This is a genomic window from Amycolatopsis sp. CA-126428, from assembly GCF_002904335.1.
GTDB lineage: Bacteria > Actinomycetota > Actinomycetes > Mycobacteriales > Pseudonocardiaceae > Amycolatopsis.
Genome location: NZ_PPHF01000037.1, coordinates 18,514 through 38,154, shown reverse-complemented (window position 1 = coordinate 38,154; position 19,641 = coordinate 18,514). Strand labels below are relative to the sequence as shown.

The following is a 19,641-nucleotide window of genomic DNA, read 5'->3' as shown; positions in this document are numbered from 1 at the left end:
GGAGAAGGAGAAAGCTGTCAGCCGATCCGGACCAGGCGCGAGCCGTGCGGCGGCACCGAAGAAGCCGTCCACGAGCCGCGGAACCGGCCGAGGTCCCGGCGCGCGACGAGGTCACGCACCGGCCGCGCCCCGTCGAAGTCCACCGTGATGTCCGCGGGCGCGGAGCCCAGGTTGTAGACCGCGGCGTACGTCCGGCCGTCCGGCGCGCGCTTCGTCCACACCTGATGGTCGCCGCCGGTCACCCGAGTCGGGTAGGTGCCGGCCTGGTCGACCCGGATGACCTCGGGATTCGTCAGGATCGACACGGCGGACGCGTCGAGGAAGTAGATGTCTCCCCGGCGTACAGCGGCGAGGACGCCATCGACCAGAACGTCATGACGCTTTGCCGCTCGACGTCGGAGATCCCGTCCTGGATGCCGCTGCCCGTGTTGTTGCTGATCGGCATCGAGTCCAGGTCCGGCCGGTACTGCGGCCCGAACACGCCCAGCCAGCCCGGCAGGTCCGCCCACCGCGCCTTCACCGAGCTGTCCCAGGTGGACACCGTCTCGCAGTAGCACTCGACGTCGGTGTCGACGCGCACGCCGTTGGCGTGGGGAGCCAGCGCGGACCCGACGGACCGCGGTACCGGCCACGCGCTCGCGGTCAGCCACATCGGCCGCCGCGTGTGGTCGATCGCCGCTGACCAGGCCCGGATGTCGGCGACGTTGTCCGCGGTCGTCCCGTCGACCTTGACGAAGTCGACGCCCCAGGACGCGAAGCGGGCCACGATGGAGTCGTAGTACTTCTGCGCGCACGGGTTCGTGAAGTCGACCTTCCAGTTGCCGCCCCAGCCGTTCGACGGCGTCAGCGGCCGGTACGCGATGTCCCGCGCGTGGCACGACGTGCCGAGGATCGGCGCGTTCTTGTCGTAGACCTCCTTCTCGAGGCCGGTCACCGCGTACAGGCCCAGCTTCAACCCGAGCGAGTGCACAGACGAAGCCAGCGCCGGAATGCCGGCTGGGAACCGTGCCGGATCGGGGTCAGGGATGCCGTTGACGTCGGTGTGGAAGACCCAGGACAGCGAGGCGTTCCAGCCCGAGTCGATGTTGACGTAGGTGTAGCCCGCGGCCTTGAGCTTGCCCGCGAGAGCGGCCGCCGCGTCGCGGACGTGCGACTCGTTCAGCCACGAAGTGCCGTAACCCGCGCGGGTCGACGACTCGAGGCTCCAGCTGCTCCAGCCCATGAACGGCGTGACGAACGGCGTCCGCGCATCAGCCGGCGGCACCAGGAAGGCCGAAACACCCAGTACGGCGAGGAAAACGGAAAGGAGGCGCTTCATCGGACACTCCTCGATTGGGGGGACCTACTCCTTGAGCCCGCTCGCCGCGATTCCGCGGACGATGAACCGCTGGGCGACCAGGAACATCGCGACCAGCGGCGCGATGGTGACGAGCGCGCCGGCGAACAGCGCCGGCAGGTTGACCGATTGCGCGGTCAGGAACGTCGAAAGCGCGATCTGCGCGGTCCACGACGACGGGTCCTGCCCGATGACGAGGGGCCACAGGAACGCGTTCCAGCTTTCGATGAACATCAGCGCGCCGAGGGACGCGAGCATGCTCCCCGAGTTCGGCAGGACCAGGCGCCGGTAGACGCCGAGGTGGCCGAGCCCGTCGAGCCGTCCGGCCTCCTCGAGCTCGGCGGGGAACCGCAGGTAGAAGTTGCGGAAGAGGATCACCGTGAACGCGCTGAACAGGTTCGGCGCGATGATGCCCCACTCGGTGTTGACCCCGCCCATCGAGCCGACGACGACGAACGTCGGCACGAACGTCACCGACTGCGGGATCATCAGTGTGACCAGCACGTAGGTGAACACGGCACGACGCCCCGGCACGGTGATCCTGGCCAGCGCGTACCCGGCCATCGACCCGAAGAGCGTGCCGACGGGTGCGGTCACCACGGCGATCAGGAACGAGTTCCCCAACGAGTGCGCCATGGGCACCGAGGTGTCGGCGAACAGGTCGCCGAAGCCGGCCCACGACAGCGGGTCCGGCAGCCACGACCAGTCCGGCGAGCCGACCTGCTGCCGCGTCATCAGCGCGTTGCGCAGCATGACAAAGAACGGCAGCAGGAAGATCACCGAAAGCACCGACGCGAAAACGTACTTCGGCGCCTTCCGGTAAACCGGGAGGACGGCCATCAATCCTTCTTCCCGAAGCCGGCGAACCGGCCCTGCAGCAGGGTGATCACAATGATGAGCACGGTGAGCAGGAACGCCCCCGCCGAGCCGACGCCGTAGTTCTGGTCACCGAGGGCGGAGTCGTAGAGGTAGACCAACGGCGGCTTCACCGGCGCGGTCGCCGTGCCGGAAAGCCCGGTGCCGAACAGGTTGTAGAACTCGTCGAACGCCTGGAACGCCGCGATCAGGATCAGCAGCAGCACCGCCACGGACGTGTTCCGCAGCTGCGGCAGCGTGATGTACCGGAACGCCTGCCACTTCGTCGTGCCGTCCAGCTCACCGGCTTCGTACAGCGACGGCGGGATCGCCTGCAGCCCGGCCATGAAGAGGATCATGTACAGCCCGACCTGCAGCCACAGCCGCAGCGTCACGACCGCGACCCAGTACACCGGCGGGCTCGTCGTCGACAGCCACGGCACGGGATCGGCGCCGAACAGGCCGCCGACGACGTTCGCGACGCCGGACGGCAGCCCGTTGAACAGCGCCATCTTCCAGACCAGCGCCGCGACGACGTAGGACACCGCCGCCGGGATGAGGAACACCGTCCGGAAGAACGCCCTGCCGCGGCGGATGCTGTTGATCAGCACCGCGAGACCGAGCGACGCGACGAAGGTGATCGGCACGATGAAGACGGTGAAGATCGCGATCGTCGACAGCGACGTCAGGAAGGCGTCGTCGCCGAGCAGGAACGCGTAGTTGCCGAAGCCGATCCAGTGCCCGAGCGTGATGGTGCCGCGGGCGTCGTTGAAGCTGAGCAGGAAGCTCCAGCCGATGGCGACGTACTTGAACAGCCCCAGCCCGAGCACGACCGGGCCGGTGAGCACCGCGAACGCGCCGATCGCGCGCCAGTCGCGGCGGGGGCGCCGCTTCTTCGCCGGCGTCACCGGGGCCGCCGGCGCCTCCACCACGGCCGTCATGCCAGCTGCTTGTCGACTTCGGCCTGCGCCTTCTTCGCCGCGTCACCGAGCTCGGCGGCCGGGTCGGCCTGCCCGTTCGCGATCTTCGTCGCGGCCTGCAGGAACAGCGTCGCCGACGCCTTGTTCCACAGGCCCGAATAGGACTTGCCGAACTGCTGCGAGATCGTCACGGCGTCCTTCGCGGAGCCGCCGGAGAACTCGGTCGTCCGCGCCGCGACCTCCTTGCGGGCCGGGATGTGGAAGCCGTACTTGACGCACCAGTCCTTCTGCAGATCGGCGTTCTTGATCCACAGCCAGTCGATGTACTTCTTGACGGCGTCCAAGTTGGGCGACTTCGCGTTCGCCAGCTGGTACCAGCCGCCGACCCGCGCGACCTGCTTGCCGGTGTCCCCGAACTTCGGCCACGCGACGACGCCGAAGTCGTCACCCAGCGCCTTCTTGATGTCCGGCAGTGACCACAGGCCGCCCCACTGCATGGCGGTGGCCCCTCCGGTGAACGCGCCCGGGTCGGACCAGTCGGTCGGGTAGCCCTGGAGCAGGCCGCCGGTGTCGTGCAGCTGCTTGAGGCCGCCGATCGCGGCGATCGCCTCGGGCGAGGCGAACGCGACCTTCTTGCCGCTCGAGTCGAAGAAGTCGCCGCCGGACGACCAGAGCAGGAGCGTCGCCGCTTCGCCGACGCCGTCGGTGCCGACGTACAGGCCCTTCTGCTTGCCGGTGGTCAGCTTCCGCGTCGCTTCGAGGAGCTCGGCGAACGTCTGCGGCGGCTGGATTCCCGCCGCCTGCAGGGCGCTCTTGCGGTAGTACAGCATCATGACGTCGTCGATCATCTTGACGCCGTAGACCTTGCCCTCGACGGTCGCGGTGTCCAGCGCGGCCGGGCTGAAGTCGCCTTTCACCGGGCCGACAACGTCGTCGAGCGGCGCGAGCAGGCCGTTCTTGACGTTCTGGTAGCGGAAGTCCCCCAGCTCGAACAGGTCCGGCGCCTGCGCGGTGAGCATCGCCGAGTTCAGCTTGGTCTCGTAGTCGCCGGCGATCCAGCTGACGCTGACCGCGATGTCCGGGTTGGCCTTGGTGAACTCCTGGGCGTACCGCTGGACCGCTTGCTGCGTCCCGGATTCGCCGTACGCGTGGTACCACTGCTGCAGCGTGGTCTTCGCCCCCGGTGCGGCGTTCTTGTTCAACGGGTCGCTCGTGCAGCCCGCGAGGGCGGCGCCACCGGCGAAGAGGACGGAACCGACCAGGAAGCTTCGACGATTCAGCCTGAATGTCTCAGGGCTCACGGGTGTCTCCTTTAGACAGCGCTGTCGGACACGAAAAGGCTCTGGACGGCGACGGCGGCGGCGCCCCGGGCCCACTCCTCGAACGGCAGCGGCCGGATGACCAGGCCACACCGGGCGGCACTGCCGAACGCCTGGACCGCGAAGGTCCGGCGGATCTGTTCCTCGAACAGGTCGTAGGTGGCGACGCCTTCCCCGGAGACGACGACCCGTTCCGGGCCGAACAGGTTGACCAGCGCGGCCAGGCCGAGCCCGATCGCGTGCCCGGCCCCGGCGAACACCTCGCGCAGCGGCTCGTCGCCGCCGCGAGCGCGCGCCACGGCGTCTTCCATGGTCAGGGCGGGTTCTCCGGAGACGTCGCGGGCGCGCGTCAGGATCGCTTCGGTGGACGCGATCGCCTCGACGCAGCCCCGCCCGCCGCAGTGGCAGGACGGGCCGCCGTCGGCGACCGGGACGTGCCCGATCTCCCCGGCGACGCCGTGCGCCCCGCGGACCAGGTCACCGTTCACCACGAGCGCGCTGCCGATGCCGGCGCCCACGGTGACCAGCGCGAACGACGACGTCCCGACCCCTTCCCCGAACCACTGCTCGGCGACGGCGAGGGCCTTGACGTCGTTTTCGAGGGTCACGGTCAGCCCGGTCGCGTCCTCGAGGAGTCCGGCCAGGGGGACGTCCCGCCAGCCGAGGAACGGGGAGTACCGGACGACGCCGGACGCTCGGTCGACGTCGCCGGACACCGCGACGCCCAGGCAGTAGGCGCGCTCGCGGAGGTCGCCGGACAGCAGCTCCCCGACGAGATCGGCCAGAGCGCGGACGACGTGATCGACGTCCTGGCCGCTCAGCGCGTGGTGGGCGCTGGCCCGGACGTCGGCGCGCAGGTCGGTGACCACGCCGATGAGGTCGTCACCGGTGATCTTGACGCCGACGAAGTACTCGCGGTCCGGGCGGATGGCGAGGGGATTCGCGGGGCGGCCGGCCCCGGGGGCGGTGCGGCCTCCGGAGGCGAGTTCTTCGAGGTAGCCGGCTTCGATGAAGGGCCGGGCGGCCTTGGTGACCGCGGCGGAGGAGAGCCCGGTGCGGCGGGCGACGTCGACGCGCGAAACCGGCCCCTCGGTCAGGACCGTGGTGAACACGGTCGCGGCCGCGGGACTGGTGATCGGCGCCCTTGCCGGTGCACTGCGAGGCATGGCCGGAAGGGTAGAGAGATTTAATTAACTTCGTCAAGAATTTATTTCTGCGCTGGTCAGCTCTACGCTGTCGGGCATGTCGCTCGTCGAACACGACCCCGCCCACCGGCTCTGGCTGCTGCGCACCCCCGAGAGCTCGTACGCCTTCCGGCTGGACGCCGACGACCGCCCGCGGCACGTCCACTGGGGCCCGCCGCTGACGCTGGCCCAGGCCACGCAGGTCGCCGCGCGCCGCAACCCGGCCGACAGCAGCTTCGACGAGCCCGGCGACGAGCGGCAGGAGCTCCCGGCCGAGGGCGGCGCGTTCTTCGGCGTCGCGGCGTTGGCCGTCCGGTACGCCGACGGCACGTCGGCGCTCGAGTGGCGCTACGACGGCTTCGCGCTCGAAGACGACACGCTCGTCGTGCGGCTCACCGACCGGCACTACCCGCTGGAGCTCTCCCTGCACTACCGCCTCCGCGGCGATGTCGTCGAGCGCTGGACGTCGCTGCGGCACACCGGTTCGGCAGAACCGATCACGTTGCTGCGCACGGATTCCGCGTCGTGGACCCTCCCCCGGCGCGACGGCGTGCGGCTGAGCCGGACCTCCGGCGCGTGGAGCGCCGAGTACGGCCTGCTGCGGGAACCCCTGCCGGTCGGCGAGACCACGCTCACCAGCCGGCGCGGCGCCTCCAGCCACCAGGTCAACCCGTGGGTGATGCTCGACGCGGGCGACGCGACGGAGACCGCCGGCGAGGTGTGGAGCAGTGCGCTGGCGTGGAGCGGGAGCTGGCGGATCACCGTGGAGCGCACGCACACCGGCCGCGTCACGTGGACCGGCGGGTTCGGGCACGAGCACGTCAGCTGGCGGCTGCGGCCGGGCGAAACGTGGGAGACGCCGGTGTTCGCCGGGCTCTACGCGGCCGACGGCTTCGGCGGGACCAGCCGGCGGTGGCACGCCTACGTCCGCGAGTTCGTCCAGCCGCACCCCGGCGAGCTGCGGCCGGTCGTCTACAACTCCTGGGAGGCCACCGGCTGGGACGTCGACGAGCGAACCGAAACCGAGCTGGCGGCCGCGGCGGCTCGCGTCGGAGCCGAGCTGTTCGTCATGGACGACGGCTGGTTCGGCGCCCGCACCGGCGACTCGGCCGGGCTCGGCGACTGGATCGCCAACGAACAACGCTTCCCGGACGGACTGGGGCCGCTGGTCGAGGCGGTCCACGCGCACGGCATGCGGTTCGGGCTGTGGGTCGAGCCGGAGATGGTCAACCCGGACAGCGACCTCTACCGCGCGCACCCGGACTGGGTGCTGCACATGGCCCACCGCGAGCGCACGACGTTGCGCAACCAGCTCGTGCTGAACTTCGCGCGGCCGGACGTCGCGGACTGGGCCCACAAGTGGCTCGACCGCCTGGTCGGCGAGCACGGCATCGACTACCTCAAGTGGGACATGAACCGCGCGTTCACCGAGGCGGGCTGGCCGGAGGCGGGTCCGGACGCGCAGCGGCTGTGGGTCGGCCACGTGCGGGCGGTGTACACCATCCTCGACCGGCTGCGCGCCGACCACCCGGACCTGCGGATCCAGGGCTGCGCGGGCGGCGGCGGCCGCACCGACCTGGGGATCCTCGCACGCACCGACGAGATCTGGGCGTCGGACAACACCGACGCCGCCGACCGGATCACCATCCAGCACGGCTACGGCCAGATCTACCCCGCGGGCACGATGTCGGCCTGGGTGACCGACAGCCCGAACCCGGCCACGAAGCGGGAAGCGCCGCTGAGCTTCCGGTTCCACGTGGCGATGGCGGGCGTGCTCGGCCTGGGCGGCGACCTGCCGCGCTGGACGCCGGACGAACTCGCCGAAGCGGCGTCCCTCGTGGCGCTGTACAAGGAGATCCGGCCCGTCGTGCAGCACGGCGCGTTGTACCGGCTGGCGGATCCGGCGGTCTCGGCGCTGACGGCGGTGCAGTACGTGCTCGGCAACGACGTGGTCGTCTTCTCCTGGCGGCGGCCGGCGGAGTTCGCGCGGCCGTTCACCCCGCCGCGGCTCGCGGGGCTGGAGCCGGCCGGGTTGTACCGCGATCAGGACGGCGCCGTGCACCACGGCGCGGTGTTGCTGAGCCACGGCTTGGACGTCGATCTTCCCGGCAGCGGATACGCGAGCGCGGTGGTGCGGCTGACGCGCGTCGCCTGAATTGTCGGTGCCGTGACCTAGGCTGTCGGAGTGGCCAAGATCGCGGTGACCCGATGGATTCCCGACGACGCGGTGAAGCTCCTCGCCGAGGCAGGCGAGGTGGAAGTCTCCCCCGCCGATCGTCCACTGACGCCTGCCGAGCTGCACGAGTTCGCCGGCGGCGCGTCGGCCGTGGTCGGGATGCTGCACGACCGGCTCGACGGCGCGCTGGCCGACGCCGCCGGTCCCGGGCTGAAGGTGGTCGCGAACGTCGCCGTCGGGTACGACAACGTCGACGTCCCGGCGCTGGCTTCCCGTGGGGTCGTCGTCACCAACACGCCGGGCGTGCTCACCGACGCCACCGCCGACCTCGCCTTCGGGCTGCTGCTCGCCGTCACGCGGCGCCTCGGCGAAGGCGAACGGCTGCTGCGCTCCCGCACGCCGTGGTCGTTCCACCTCGGCTTCCTGCTCGGCTCCGGGCTGCAGGGCAAGACGCTCGGCATCGTCGGGTTCGGGCAGATCGGGCGGGCGATGGCGAACCGGGCGTCGGCGTTCGGGATGTCCGTCGTCTACTCCGGACGGTCCAAAAAGGACACCGATGCCGAATTCGTGTCGTTCGGGGAGCTGCTGGCGCGCTCGGACGTCGTTTCACTGCACTGCCCGCTGACGCCCGGGACGCGGCACCTCATCGACGCCGCCGCGTTGCGGGCCATGAAACCCGGCGCGTACCTGGTGAACACGACCCGCGGCCCGGTCGTCGACGAAGCCGCGCTGGCCGACGCGCTGGAGGCCGGGGAGATCGCCGGCGCCGCGCTCGACGTGTTCGAAAAGGAACCCGAGGTCGAACCGCGGCTGCTCGGCCGCGACGACGTCGTGCTCAGCCCGCACCTGGGCTCGGCGACGGTCGAGACCCGCACCGCGATGGCCGTGCTGGCCGCGCGCAACGTCGCGGCGGTGCTCGCCGGGCGTCCCCCGCTGACGGAGGTGAAGCCGTGACCCGTGTCGTCATCGCGCCCGACAAGTTCAAGGGCAGTCTCACCGCGGTCGAGGCCGCGGAGGCGATCGCGCTCGGCGTGCGCGATGCCTTGCCGGACGCGGAAATCGTCACCTGCCCGGTCGCCGACGGCGGCGAAGGCACCCTGGACGTCCTGGAAGCCGCGGGCGCGCGGATCGTGCGGATGGCGGTCCGCGGGCCGCTCGAGGAGCCGGTGCGGGCGCGGTACGCGGTGCTGGACGGCACGGCGTACATCGAATCCGCGCGCGCGTGCGGCATCGAATTCGTCGAACCCTCGCCGGCGACGGCCCTGGCCGCGCACACCTGGGGCGTCGGCGAGCTGCTGGCGGACGCGCTGATCCACGGCGCGCGGCGGCTCGTGCTCACGGTCGGCGGCACGGCCAGCACCGACGGCGGCGCCGGGATGCTGGGAGCGCTGGGCGCCGGCGTGCTCGACGCGTTCGGTGCGCCGGTCGGCCTGGGCGGCGGGACGCTGACGCGAGTGGCGTCGACGGAGCTGACGCCGGTGCGGGGGCGGCTGGCGGGCGTGCGCGTGGCGGTCGCGACCGACGTGACGAACCCGCTGCTGGGCCCGGACGGCGCGGCGGCGGTGTTCGGGCCGCAGAAGGGCGCCGGACCTTCGGAGGTGGCGCTGCTCGACGAGGGGCTGGGCCGGTGGGCCCACGCGCTGCAGGTGGGCGGCGCGCCGGACGTCTCGCGGGTGCCGGGCTCGGGCGCCGGGGGCGGAGTGGCGGCGGCGGCGATCGCGCTCGGGGCGAGTGCCGAGTCCGGGTTCGCTCTCATCGCCGGGCTGACCGGGGTCGACCAGGCGCTGGACGGCGCGGACCTCGTGATCACCGGCGAGGGCTCGCTGGACGAGCAGAGCTTGAACGGCAAGGCCCCGGCGGGCATCGCCGACCGGGCGCGGCCGCGCGGGGTGCCGCTGCTGGCGCTGGCGGGCCGGATCCAGCTCGACGCGGCGGGACTGGCGCGGCTGGGTGTGGTGGGGAGCAGCGCGTTGATCGATCACGCGCCTTCGCTGGACCACGCTCGCCGTCATGCGGCGGAACTGCTGCGGGTCCGGGCGGCGGAGCTGGTTCGCGCTTGGCGAGCCCGGTAGGAAACGCGCGCGCGGACGGACCTCCCGCACCCGAGGAGCGGAAGGCCCGTCCGCCGCGGTCAGCTCGTGTGCTGGGGCAGCACGGCGAACGCCACGCCGCCCGCTTCGTCCTCTTGGACGTCGAGCACCTTGTCGTCCAGCAGCGCGGCCGCCTGGGGCTCCAGGAACACCTTCGGTCCCTGGTCCTCCCCCAGCACGCTGTCGCCTTCTGCCGGCTCGGGGGCCACCGACAGCGCCAGCTGGGCGCTTTCGCCGTCGGCGTTCTGGACCGCCAGGCGGAGCCCGGCGTCACCCTCCCCCTGGCTCGTCAGGGCGGTGATCGCCTCGGCGGCGGCTTCGGTCACGGTCAGCATCTTCGGCCTTCCCTTCGTCGCGGTCCGATGCACTGGTGCCCCACGCTAGGGGCGCCCGAACGGACGTGCAGTCTGAGCGGATCAGCCCTGGCGGGCGGCGCGAATGGCGTCCGCCACCGACTCGCCGGCGTAATCCGGCCGGGCGTCGACCCCCGGGCTGGAATGGCGGCGCGCCACGGTTTCTTCCGGGGCCACCGGCTCGAAGTCCGGCGGCGCGTCCTCGATCGTCTCGTCGAGTTCCGCCGCCGGCGTCGCCGCCAGCGGGCGCTCCGGGACCGGCTCCGGCTCGGCGTCCGGCACCTCTTCGGCCAGGCGCTGGTCCATCGGCTCGCCTTCGCGCATCTCCCGGGGCGTGGTGCCGTAGCGGTTCGCGGCACTCCAGTGCTCGGGCGGCTCGATGCCCTCTTCGAGCGAGTCGACGCGCAGTTCGTCCTCGTCCAGCGCCTCGCTGGGGCTCAAGCTCTGCGGTTCGGCCGAGTCACGGTCACTCACTGGCCCTCCTGGCGCGTCGGAAATTTCCCGTCGCCGGGTGACCTACCCCGGCCGGCGGGGCGGCGAAACCCCGCGGTGTCGCCGGGATCACATTTCTTCAACCGGTTTAACACATTCACAAGTTTGTGAACGCCGGGTAGGTTGGGATCATGGCCACCACCAGGTGCGCACCGGAGCACCGGCTGCTCGCCACCGATCCGGACCGCCACCACGAGCTCGGCACGCACGCGGCGTGGTACGTCGTGGCCGGCGTGGTGACCACCGGCCTGCAGGCCGCCCTGTTCCTCCTGCTGCGCGACGAGCTCGGCTCCCAGGTGGCGAACCTGGTCGCGATCGCGCTCACCACGGTCGGGAACACCGAGTTCCACCGCCGCGTCACCTTCGCCGGCCGCCCCAGCAACGCCGGGAAGCGGCACCTGCAGGACGTGCTCACCTTCGCCTTCTACGCCCTGTACGGCTCGGCCGTGCTGGCCCTCCTCGACGCCTTCGTCGACCGGCCGACGTCGTGGGAGGAAACCGGCACCCTGCTGCTGGCCAGCCTGGTCGGCGGCTTCGTGCGGTTCGCCGTGCTGCGCTGGTGGGTCTTCGCGCACCGCACCGGACCGGCCGCGGCGGCCCACACCGGCTAGCGTCTGCGGGCGTGGCGTCGGACGACATCAAGCCCCACTCGGGCGGCACCGAACCGGATTACCGCTTCACGCTGGCCAACGAACGCACCTTCCTCGCCTGGCTCCGCACGGCCCTGGGCCTGCTCGCGGGCGGGGTGGCCGTGCACCAGCTGGTGCCGTCGCCGGCCGCGGCGAGCGCGGTGCTCGCCGGGCTGTGCGTCGTGCTGGCCGCCGTCCTCGCCGCGACTGCGTACCCGCGGTGGCGGCGGGTGCAGATCGCGATGCGGGCCAGGGAGCCGCTGCCGCCCAGCCGGATGATCCTGGGGCTGACGGGCGGCCTGCTGGCCCTCATCGCCGCCGCGGCCGTGCTGCTGGTGGTCTCGTGAGTGACACGGAAAGCTGCGGACGGTGACGGCCCCGAAAACCGGTCCGGCCACCCGGTCTTCCCGCCGAGCCGGGTGCCCCGGCCCGGACGAAGGGCCTCGACGGAAGCGAATACCGCCGGTTCGCGATTATCGTGACGTCAGAAATGCCGACAAGCGGCTCGAGGGCCGGCCGTGACCACCCCGGCCGGCGCCCAGGCCGAGCGCACCGGGCTCGCCTGGCGGCGGACCGCACTCTCGTCCGCCGCCTGCACGGTACTGCTCCTGCACGCCGCCGCCCAGCACCATTGGGGTGGCTCCCTGGTCCCCGCGTTGCTGGCTGCCGGGACATCCGCCCTGCTCGCGGCCGTCGGGATGCACCGCGAACGAGCTTTGCGCTCCGCCGAACCGGGGCCGCCGAGCCGCCTGCTGCCCGCGATCGCGTCGCTGGCCGTGACCGTCACCGCCGCTTCCGTGGTCGTCTTCCACTGACGAGTGAACTCGGCACATCCTGAAACCGATTAATCGCAATGTGCGCGACAGGGTCGCGGGAACATCACGGTCGATACTGCTAACGGGGTATTGGTCGTTGAAATCTGGACTGACCCGCCTGGAGGTGCTTACGATTACCCTGCGTCGCACGGACCGCAGATGGGCCTCGATCATCCGGAGCATCTGCGATGGATCAGTTACGGAGTGTTGAACCCCCGGCAGCGACGGTCGAGGGTCGGCCGGGGAGACGACCATGACAGCACCGCCGAGGACCACCGAACAATCCGCTTCGAGCCTTCGCGATTATCGCAACCCGGAGACTTTGCCCCGCCCGGGCGGACGGCTCACCAAGGAAGACCTCGACCCCCTCGTCAAGGACGCGGGCGAGGGCAACCCGGCCGCGATCCACTCGCTGCTGCAGATGATCGAGCCGGTGGTGGTCCGCTACTGCCGCGCGCGCATGGGCGGCCGCGACCTCTCCTACCTGTCGGCCGACGACGTCGCCCAGGAGGTCTGCCTCGCCGTGCTCAAGGCCCTGCCCGACTACCAGGACCGCGGCGGCTCCTTCCTCTACCTGGTCCACGCGATCGCGGCCAACAAGGTCGCCGACGCCTACCGTGCCGTCGCCCGGGACCGCTCCGAGCCCGTCCCCGAACTCCCGGAGCGCCCGCTGGTCGCCGGCAACGAGCCCGAGAGCCACGCGCTGCACCTCGACCTGGGCGCCCGCCTCGGCCGGCTGCTCGCCTCCCTGCCCCGCGTGCAGCAGGAGATCCTGACCCTGCGCATCGCCGTCGGTTTCTCGGCGACCGAAACCGCCGAAGCCCTCGGGATCTCCGCGGGCAACGTCCGCGTGACGCAGCACCGGGCCCTGACCCGGCTGCGCGGCATGATCCGCGACGAAGAGTTCTGACAAGCCCGCTTTCCCGCGGCGGGCGGGGAGACTTCGGTTACCCCCTGGAGGAGGTTTCCCCGCCCGCATCCAGCCCGTACGCCGTGCGGGCGTTGTGCTCGAACACGGCCAGGCGCTCGGCGTCCGACAGCGAGCCCGTCAGGGCGATCGCCGCGTCGAGGACCAGCTCGTAGGACGCCGCCAGTTCGCACACCGGCCAGTCCGAGCCGAACAGCAGGCGCTCCGGGCCGAACACGTCGAGGACGTGGTCGACGTACCGGCGCAGGTGCCCGACCTCCCAGCCGGACCAGTCGGCCTCGGTGACCAGGCCGGACAGCTTGCACACGACGTTCTCGCGCGCCGCCAGCGCGGCCACGCCGGACGCCCACGGCTCCCAGTCGCCCGCCGCGATCGGGGGCTTCGCCGCGTGGTCGAGGACCAAGCGAAGCTGGGGCAGGCGCAACGCCACCTCGGCCGCCGCCGGCAGTTGCGTGGGGCGCACCAGCAGGTCGAACGCCAGCCCCGCCGCCGCCACGGTGCTCAGCCCGGCGACCACCTCCGGCCGCAGCAGCCAGTCGTCGTCCGGCTCACCCTCGACCTGGTGCCGGATCCCGGCCAGCGGGCCGTCGAAGGCGGCCAGCCGGTCGGCGACGTCCGGAGCCGTGAGGTCCACCCAGCCGACCACGCCCGCGATCACCGGCTCCGCCGCCGCGGTCGCGAGGAACTCCGCCGTCTCCTCTTCCGACGGCACCGTCTGGACCAGGACGGTCGCGTGCACGCCCGCGGCCTTCGTCACCGCGCGCAGGTCTTCGGCCGTGTACGGGCGGCGGATCGGGTCCATGGCCTCCCCCGCCATCCACGGGTACTCGCGCCGCGAGGGGTCCCACAGGTGGTGGTGCGCGTCGATCATGAGACTCCTTCGGCGATGACGACGTCGGCGCGCAGCAGTCCCGCGTCGGCCAGCTCGGTCCACAGGGCCGGCGGCACGACCGCCCGCGCCCGCCGCGCGTTGACACTGACCTGCTCCGGATCATGCGCGCCGACGACCACCGACGCCACCACCGGATGCGCCATCGGCAGCGCCAGCGCCGCTTCCGGCAGCTCGACGCCGTGCCGCGCGCAGATCTCCGCGATCCGCCCGGCCCGCTCGACCAGCTCAGCCGGCGCCTCGGCGTAGTCGTAGACCCGGCCCGGTTCGGCGGTCGCCAGGATGCCGCCGTTGAAGGCGCCCCCGACCACCACGCGGACGTCCCGGTCCGCGCACAGCGGGAACAGCTCGTCCAGCGCGGGCTGGTCGAGCAGCGTGTAGCGGCCGGCCACCAGCAGGACGTCCAGGTCGGTGCGGCGGACGAACTCGGCCAGCATCGGCGCCTGGTTCATCCCGGCCCCGAACGCCCCGATCACGCCCTGCTCCCGCAGGGCCCGCAGCGCGGGGAAGGCACCGCGCAGGGCGTCCTCGAAGTGGTCGTCGGGGTCGTGGACGTAGACGATGTCGACGCGGTCCAGCCCCAGCCGGGTCAGGCTGTCGTCGATCGAGCGCAGGACGCCGTCGCGGCTGAAGTCCCACCGGCGCCGGTACGCCGCCGGCACGGCGAAGCCCTGGTCGTCCTGGGTGCCGGCGCCGCCGGGGTTCGGCTCCAGCACGCGGCCGACCTTCGTCGAGAGCACGTACTCGTCCCGCGGGTACGAGCTCAGCGCGGCGCCCAGCCGGGCCTCCGACAGGCCGAGTCCGTAGTGCGGCGCGGTGTCGAAGTAGCGGACACCCTCGTCCCACGCGCGCCGGACGGTCGCGGCCGCCGTCTCGTCGCTGATCGCGTGGTACAGGTTGCCCAGCTGCGCGCAGCCGAGCCCCAGCGGGGACAGGGAGAGTTCCAACGCGGTCACTCCTTCACCGGCGGTTTCCGGACCGGTCCGAGGCCGGCGTCGTCGCCGGAGCAGTCGTCTTCGAGGACGTGGAACAGGTCGAGTCCGTTACGCCGGGTCCGCCGGGAGGGGATACCGGCTTGGCGCGGAGCCACCCGTTGTGGTGTGCGCTGGTGGGTCATCGCCCCTTCCCCGGCCGGGACATGGCACGCTGGGGAGCACCACCGAAACATCCGAGGTCTGTTGCAGGGAGGGCGGACGCGATGCCCGTCACCGATGTCGCGATCGACAAGATCAAGGACATGATCATCACCGGCGAGCTGGCGCCGGGCGACCGGCTGCCGAAGGAGGCCGAACTGGCCCAGCGGCTCGGGCTGTCGCGCAGCTCCCTGCGGGAGGCCGTGAAGGCGTTGTGCCTGATCAGGGTGCTCGACGTTCGCCAGGGTGACGGCACTTACGTCACCAGCCTCGAGCCCAACCTGCTGCTCGACGCCATGACGTTCGTGGTCGACTTCCACCGCGACGACACCGTGCTCGACTTCCTGGCCGTGCGCCGGATCCTGGAGCCCGCCGCGACCGCGCTGGCCGCGCTGCACATGAGCGACGCCGACATCGCGGAGCTGGGCACCCTGCTCAGCGAGCTGGAGGACTCGCCGACCGTGGAAGCGCTGGTCGCCAACGACCTGCAGTTCCACCGCAAGATCGCCGACGGCTCCGGCAACCCCGTGCTCTGCTCGCTCCTCGACAGCCTCTCCGGGCCGACCGCCCGGGCCCGGATCTGGCGCGGCCTCACCCAGGAGGGCGCGGTCGCGAAGACCCGCGAGCAGCACACGGCGATCTACGAGGCCATCGCCGCGCGCGAGCCGGAACTGGCCCGCTCGTGGGCGACCGTGCACGTCGCGGGCGTCGAGCAGTGGCTGCGCAACGCCCTGGGCACCGCGGACGACCCGACGGCGCCCGACGAACCCGCCGCCGAAGCTTCCTAGCCGCACACTCACCTCCCCGCCCGTCGTGAGTGGTAAGGCGGGTTCTAACCCGCCTTACCACTCACGACAAGCTGCGGCAGACTCGGAACACGTCGGACCTTCACCCGGTGAGCGTCAGGTCTGTGGCTTCCCACCGGCGTACCGGGCGATGATCAGCGCGACCAGGATGATGGCGCCGTAGATCGCCCCCTGCCACTCCGCCGTGACGTGCGCGTAGTTGAGCAGGCTCGACACCGACGACAGCAGCAGGACGCCGGTGAGGGCACCGACCAGGGTGCCCTTGCCGCCGTCGAGGGAGACGCCGCCGATCACCGCCGCCGCGAACACCTGCAGGATCATGCCGGATCCCTGGTTCGCGCCCAAGGCCCCGACGTAACCGGTGTAGGCGAGGCCGCCGATCGCGGCGAGGATCCCGGCGACGACGAACACCGCCCACGCGATCCGGTCGACGCGCACGCCCGCCGCCCGCGCGGCTTCGCGGTTGCCGCCGATCGCGTACAGCGCGCGGCCGACGCGGTGGTAGCGCAGCACCCAGCCGGCGACCGCGAAGAGCAGCGCCGCCAGCCACACCGACATCGGCAGCCCGAGGAACGTCGTCGTCGCCAGGTCGGTGAACGAGTCCGGCAGGTTGAACAGCGTCTTGCCCTTGGTCGAGCCGACCTGCACACCGCGCAACACGGTGAGCATGGCCAGCGTGACGATGAAGGCGTTCAGCTTCAGCTTCACGATCAGGAAGCCGTTGACGAACCCGACCAGCGCCCCGCACAGCGGGATCACCAACAGCCCGATCGCGGCCGGCAGTTCGACGCCGAAGCCCGCCGACGCCGCCGGGATCACGACCATCGCGCCCAGCGCGGGCGCCAGGCCCATCGTGGATTCCAGCGACAGGTCGAACTTCCCGGTGATCAGCACCAGCGACTCGCCCAGCACGACCAGCGACAGCGCGGCCGACGCGGTCAGGATGCTGACGATGTTGCTCCAGCCGACGAAGGTGTCGTCGACCAGGCCGCCGATGACGAACACCACGACCAGGGCGGGCAAGAGCGCGAGTTCGCGCAGCCAGACGGCTTTGCGCCGCCGTGGGGGCGCCGGCAGCGAAGTCTGCGGAGAGGTCATCACGTCGGTCACGAAAGCTCGACTCCTTCGATGTCGGCCACGAGGTCGCCGTCGGACCACCCGGCCTGGTGTTCGGCGACCACGGCCCCGGCGCGCAGCACCAAAACCCGGTCGCTCAGGCGCAGGTCGTCGAGCTCGTCGCTGACGATCAGCACCGCCTTGCCCTCGGCGCGCACCCGGTCGACGACCGCGAGCAGCGCCTCTTTCGACTTCACGTCCACCCCGGCGGTCGGGTTGATCAGCACGACCACCCGCGGGTCGCTCAGCAACGCCCGCGCCAGCACGACCTTCTGCTGGTTGCCGCCGGACAGGTCGGAGACCGGCTGTTCGGCACCCGCGGCGACGATGTCGTAGTCCTTCAAGGCCTGCGACGCCTTCGCGTGCCGCGTGGCCGGGGACGCGATCCCGCCGCGGCCCAGCTTGTCGAGGATGGACATGGTGGCGTTGTCGGCGATCGAGTGCGTCAGCACCAGGCCTTCGTGGTGCCGGTCGCGCGGCACGCACCCGATCCCGGCCCGCAGCGCCGCCGGGATGTCGCCCGGCCGCAGCGGCGAGCCGTCGACGCGGATCGTGCCCGCGGACGGCGTCCGCAGGCCGTAGACCGTCTCGGCGACCTGGTGCTTCCCGCTGGCGTTGCTGCCCGCGAGCCCGACGACCTCGCCGCGGCGCAGCCGGAACGAGACGTCCCGGAAGCCGTCGCCGGAGAGCCCGTCGACGCTCAGGATCTCCGCGGCGTCCGCTTCCAGCGACTCCCGGGAAGCCGCGTCCCGCACCGACAGGCCGCCCGGCTCGCCGGTCATCGCGTCGACCAGCTCGGCCTTGCCGACCTCGGCCACCGGGGCGGTGAGGACGTGCTTCGCGTCGCGCAGCACGGTCACCGCCTGGCAGACCTCGTAGACCTCGTGCAGGTGGTGCGAGATGAACAGGAACGTCACCCCGCCGGCCTGCATCTGGCGCATCCGCTCGAAGAGCCGCTCGATGGCCTGGCTGTCCAGCTGCGCGGTCGGCTCGTCGAGGACGATGAACCGGGCGCCGTAGGACAGCGCGCGGGCGATCTCGACGAACTGCCGGTCCTCGACCGAGAGGTCCCCGGCCGGGGTGTCGACGTCGACGTGCACGTCCCACGAGTCGAGCAGCTCGCGGGCCTTGCGCCGCAACGACTTCCAGCCGATCGAGAACCCGCCGCCCGCCTGCCGGTTGAGGAACAGGTTTTCGGCGACGGTGAGCTGCGGGACGACCATCGCGTGCTGGTACACGCAGGCCACGCGGGCTTTCCAGTCGTCCTGCCTGGTCAGGGGCGGGGCCGGCGCGCCGCCGAACTCGACGTGCCCGGTGTCCGTGGCGGACAGCCCGGTGAGGATGGTGACGAGCGTCGACTTGCCGGCCCCGTTGCGCCCGACGAGCGCGTGCGACTCGCCGGGGTGCACGGTGAGACTGACGTCGTGCAGCGCCACGGTCGGGCCGTAGCGCTTTCCGACTCCTACGGCGCTGACCACCGGGACGGCGGATTCGCCGGCGGGCAGCGCGGTCACAGGTTGTTCCCCCAGAGGGCCTTGTCGTCCACGTTGGCCTTGGTGATGACGGGCGCGGGCAGCTGGTCCTCGAGGATGCCGGGGCTGATCTCGACGATGGTGCTGTCGTGGTCGGTCGGGCCCGGCTTGAACGTCTCGCCCGCCATGGCCTTCTTCAGCCAGTACAGGCCGTACTTCGCGTAGGCGTCGGCCGGCTGGGACACGGTCGCGTCCAGCTCGCCGGCGCGGATCGCGGCCAGCTCCTGCGGGATGCCGTCGTTGGACACGAGCACGATGTGCTTCGGGTCGCCGACCGGGAAGTACAGGTTCTTGCGCTTGAGCGCCTGCTCGGTCGGGGCCAGGTAGACGCCGCCGGCCTGCATGTAGACGCCCTTGATGTCCGGGTTCGCGGTCAGCAGGCTGTCCAGGCCGGAGGACGCCTTGTCGGCCTTCCACTCGGCCGGGATTTCGAGCACCTGGATGCCGGGGTACTTGGCCTTCATGCAGTCGCGGAAGGCTTCCGAGCGGTCGCGGCCGTTGACCGACGCGAGGTCGCCCATGATCTGCACGACCTTGCCGGACTTGACCTTCTCGCCGATCGCTTCGCAGGCCTTGGTGCCGTAGGCCTTGTTGTCGGCCCGCACCACCATGGCGACCTTGCCGCTCTCGGGGGCGACGTCGACCGCGACGACCGGCACGCCCTTGTTCTCCGCCTGCTTGAGCCCGGCGACGATGGCGGCCGAGTCCAGCGGCGTCACGACCAGGCCCTTGACGCCCTGGTTGAGGAAGGTGCCGATGTCGGTGATCAGCTTCGCGGGGTCGCTGTCGGCGTTGACCGTCGGGAGGACGTCGACGCCCTCTTCCTTGGCCATCTTGGGCACGTAGTTGTTGTAGGCCTGCCAGAACGGCGAGGTCAGCAGGGGCAGCGTGGCCCCGACCTTGCCGCCGGCGCCGCCGCCCGGGGCGGGCGCCGCGGCATTGTCCTTCGTGGACCCGCAAGCGGCCAGAACCAGGCCGCAGACGGCGGCCGTGGCGGCCACTTGGATCACCCTGTTGTGAAAGAGCACAGCGCGCACCGCATCCTCCTTGATGACAGCGGAAATCAAG

At 71.4% G+C, this 19,641-nt stretch carries 22 protein-coding genes; 8 read left to right on the top strand and 14 right to left on the bottom strand.

Translation table 11 applies throughout. The features are described from left to right. Window positions 1-17: 17 nt before the first annotated feature. The 6 genes from C2L58_RS50365 to C2L58_RS10850 are packed head-to-tail and all read right to left on the bottom strand — an operon-like array spanning window position 18 to window position 5,596. Complete coding sequence (locus C2L58_RS50365) at window positions 18-305, bottom strand: hypothetical protein (RefSeq protein ID WP_233225671.1); 288 nt, start codon at window positions 303-305, stop codon at window positions 18-20. Then, window positions 293-1,318, bottom strand: a complete 1,026-nt coding sequence (locus C2L58_RS10870) for a glycoside hydrolase family 27 protein (RefSeq protein WP_233225670.1) — start codon at window positions 1,316-1,318, stop codon at window positions 293-295. The genes C2L58_RS50365 and C2L58_RS10870 overlap by 13 nt, the downstream gene beginning before the upstream one ends. Window positions 1,319-1,342: 24 nt before the next feature. Further along, window positions 1,343-2,176, bottom strand: coding sequence for a carbohydrate ABC transporter permease (locus C2L58_RS10865; RefSeq protein WP_103337432.1), 834 nt, complete (start codon window positions 2,174-2,176; stop codon window positions 1,343-1,345). Beyond that, on the bottom strand, window positions 2,176-3,132 hold the full coding sequence (locus tag C2L58_RS10860) for a carbohydrate ABC transporter permease (RefSeq protein WP_103337431.1): 957 nt from the start codon (window positions 3,130-3,132) through the stop codon (window positions 2,176-2,178). Before C2L58_RS10860 ends, C2L58_RS10865 begins: the two co-directional genes overlap by 1 nt. Next, complete coding sequence (locus tag C2L58_RS10855) at window positions 3,129-4,412, bottom strand: ABC transporter substrate-binding protein (RefSeq protein ID WP_233225669.1); 1,284 nt, start codon at window positions 4,410-4,412, stop codon at window positions 3,129-3,131. The genes C2L58_RS10860 and C2L58_RS10855 overlap by 4 nt, the downstream gene beginning before the upstream one ends. Window positions 4,413-4,423: 11 nt before the next feature. After that, on the bottom strand, window positions 4,424-5,596 hold the full coding sequence (locus tag C2L58_RS10850) for an ROK family protein (protein ID WP_233225668.1): 1,173 nt from the start codon (window positions 5,594-5,596) through the stop codon (window positions 4,424-4,426). 76 nt (window positions 5,597-5,672) lie between these two features. Between C2L58_RS10850 and C2L58_RS10845 the strand changes: the two genes are divergently transcribed. The 3 genes from C2L58_RS10845 to C2L58_RS10835 are packed head-to-tail and all read left to right on the top strand — an operon-like array spanning window position 5,673 to window position 9,862. Beyond that, complete coding sequence (locus C2L58_RS10845) at window positions 5,673-7,769, top strand: alpha-galactosidase (RefSeq protein WP_103337429.1); 2,097 nt, start codon at window positions 5,673-5,675, stop codon at window positions 7,767-7,769. Between the two features lie 30 nt (window positions 7,770-7,799). Further along, window positions 7,800-8,744, top strand: coding sequence for a 2-hydroxyacid dehydrogenase (locus C2L58_RS10840; protein ID WP_103337428.1), 945 nt, complete (start codon window positions 7,800-7,802; stop codon window positions 8,742-8,744). Further along, a complete protein-coding gene (locus tag C2L58_RS10835) occupies window positions 8,741-9,862 on the top strand; it encodes a glycerate kinase (RefSeq protein WP_103337427.1) in 1,122 nt (373 codons plus the stop codon). Before C2L58_RS10840 ends, C2L58_RS10835 begins: the two co-directional genes overlap by 4 nt. Window positions 9,863-9,921: 59 nt before the next feature. On the opposite strand, the gene C2L58_RS10830 is transcribed toward C2L58_RS10835, so the two are convergent. Continuing rightward, a complete protein-coding gene (locus C2L58_RS10830; RefSeq protein ID WP_103337426.1) occupies window positions 9,922-10,215 on the bottom strand; it encodes an iron-sulfur cluster biosynthesis family protein in 294 nt (97 codons plus the stop codon). Between the two features lie 81 nt (window positions 10,216-10,296). Then, window positions 10,297-10,707 (bottom strand): hypothetical protein, encoded by a 411-nt coding sequence (locus tag C2L58_RS10825; RefSeq protein WP_103337425.1) that lies wholly within the window; start codon window positions 10,705-10,707, stop codon window positions 10,297-10,299. Window positions 10,708-10,856: 149 nt separating this feature from the next. On the opposite strand from C2L58_RS10825, the gene C2L58_RS10820 reads away from it, so the two are divergent. The 4 genes from C2L58_RS10820 (at window position 10,857) to shbA (ending at window position 13,079) form a co-directional block, all read left to right on the top strand. Continuing rightward, window positions 10,857-11,336, top strand: coding sequence for a GtrA family protein (locus tag C2L58_RS10820; protein ID WP_103337424.1), 480 nt, complete (start codon window positions 10,857-10,859; stop codon window positions 11,334-11,336). Between the two features lie 11 nt (window positions 11,337-11,347). Further along, window positions 11,348-11,701, top strand: a complete 354-nt coding sequence (locus C2L58_RS10815; RefSeq protein ID WP_103337423.1) for a YidH family protein — start codon at window positions 11,348-11,350, stop codon at window positions 11,699-11,701. A gap of 171 nt (window positions 11,702-11,872) precedes the next feature. Then, the gene (locus tag C2L58_RS10810) at window positions 11,873-12,169 is read left to right on the top strand and encodes a DUF202 domain-containing protein (RefSeq protein WP_103337422.1); all 297 of its coding nucleotides are present in this window, start codon (window positions 11,873-11,875) and stop codon (window positions 12,167-12,169) included. A gap of 253 nt (window positions 12,170-12,422) precedes the next feature. Continuing rightward, complete coding sequence (gene shbA / locus C2L58_RS10805) at window positions 12,423-13,079, top strand: RNA polymerase sigma factor ShbA (RefSeq protein WP_233225667.1); 657 nt, start codon at window positions 12,423-12,425, stop codon at window positions 13,077-13,079. A gap of 37 nt (window positions 13,080-13,116) precedes the next feature. Here shbA and C2L58_RS10800 read toward each other — a convergent pair whose 3' ends face one another. The 3 genes from C2L58_RS10800 to C2L58_RS49180 are packed head-to-tail and all read right to left on the bottom strand — an operon-like array spanning window position 13,117 to window position 15,103. Continuing rightward, window positions 13,117-13,968 (bottom strand): amidohydrolase family protein, encoded by an 852-nt coding sequence (locus tag C2L58_RS10800; RefSeq protein ID WP_103337421.1) that lies wholly within the window; start codon window positions 13,966-13,968, stop codon window positions 13,117-13,119. Then, on the bottom strand, window positions 13,965-14,933 hold the full coding sequence (locus C2L58_RS10795; protein ID WP_103337513.1) for an aldo/keto reductase: 969 nt from the start codon (window positions 14,931-14,933) through the stop codon (window positions 13,965-13,967). Before C2L58_RS10795 ends, C2L58_RS10800 begins: the two co-directional genes overlap by 4 nt. Window positions 14,934-14,938: 5 nt before the next feature. Beyond that, window positions 14,939-15,103 (bottom strand): hypothetical protein, encoded by a 165-nt coding sequence (locus C2L58_RS49180; protein WP_158264101.1) that lies wholly within the window; start codon window positions 15,101-15,103, stop codon window positions 14,939-14,941. Window positions 15,104-15,184: 81 nt separating this feature from the next. Here C2L58_RS49180 and C2L58_RS10790 point away from each other — a divergent pair, with 81 nt between their 5' ends. Further along, window positions 15,185-15,907 (top strand): FadR/GntR family transcriptional regulator, encoded by a 723-nt coding sequence (locus C2L58_RS10790; RefSeq protein WP_103337420.1) that lies wholly within the window; start codon window positions 15,185-15,187, stop codon window positions 15,905-15,907. A gap of 114 nt (window positions 15,908-16,021) precedes the next feature. Here C2L58_RS10790 and C2L58_RS10785 read toward each other — a convergent pair whose 3' ends face one another. The 3 genes from C2L58_RS10785 to C2L58_RS10775 are packed head-to-tail and all read right to left on the bottom strand — an operon-like array spanning window position 16,022 to window position 19,583. Continuing rightward, complete coding sequence (locus tag C2L58_RS10785; RefSeq protein WP_103337419.1) at window positions 16,022-17,035, bottom strand: ABC transporter permease; 1,014 nt, start codon at window positions 17,033-17,035, stop codon at window positions 16,022-16,024. Next, window positions 17,032-18,555, bottom strand: coding sequence for a sugar ABC transporter ATP-binding protein (locus tag C2L58_RS10780; protein WP_103337418.1), 1,524 nt, complete (start codon window positions 18,553-18,555; stop codon window positions 17,032-17,034). Before C2L58_RS10780 ends, C2L58_RS10785 begins: the two co-directional genes overlap by 4 nt. Further along, on the bottom strand, window positions 18,552-19,583 hold the full coding sequence (locus tag C2L58_RS10775) for a sugar ABC transporter substrate-binding protein (RefSeq protein WP_103337417.1): 1,032 nt from the start codon (window positions 19,581-19,583) through the stop codon (window positions 18,552-18,554). The genes C2L58_RS10780 and C2L58_RS10775 overlap by 4 nt, the downstream gene beginning before the upstream one ends. Window positions 19,584-19,641 lie beyond the last annotated feature (58 nt).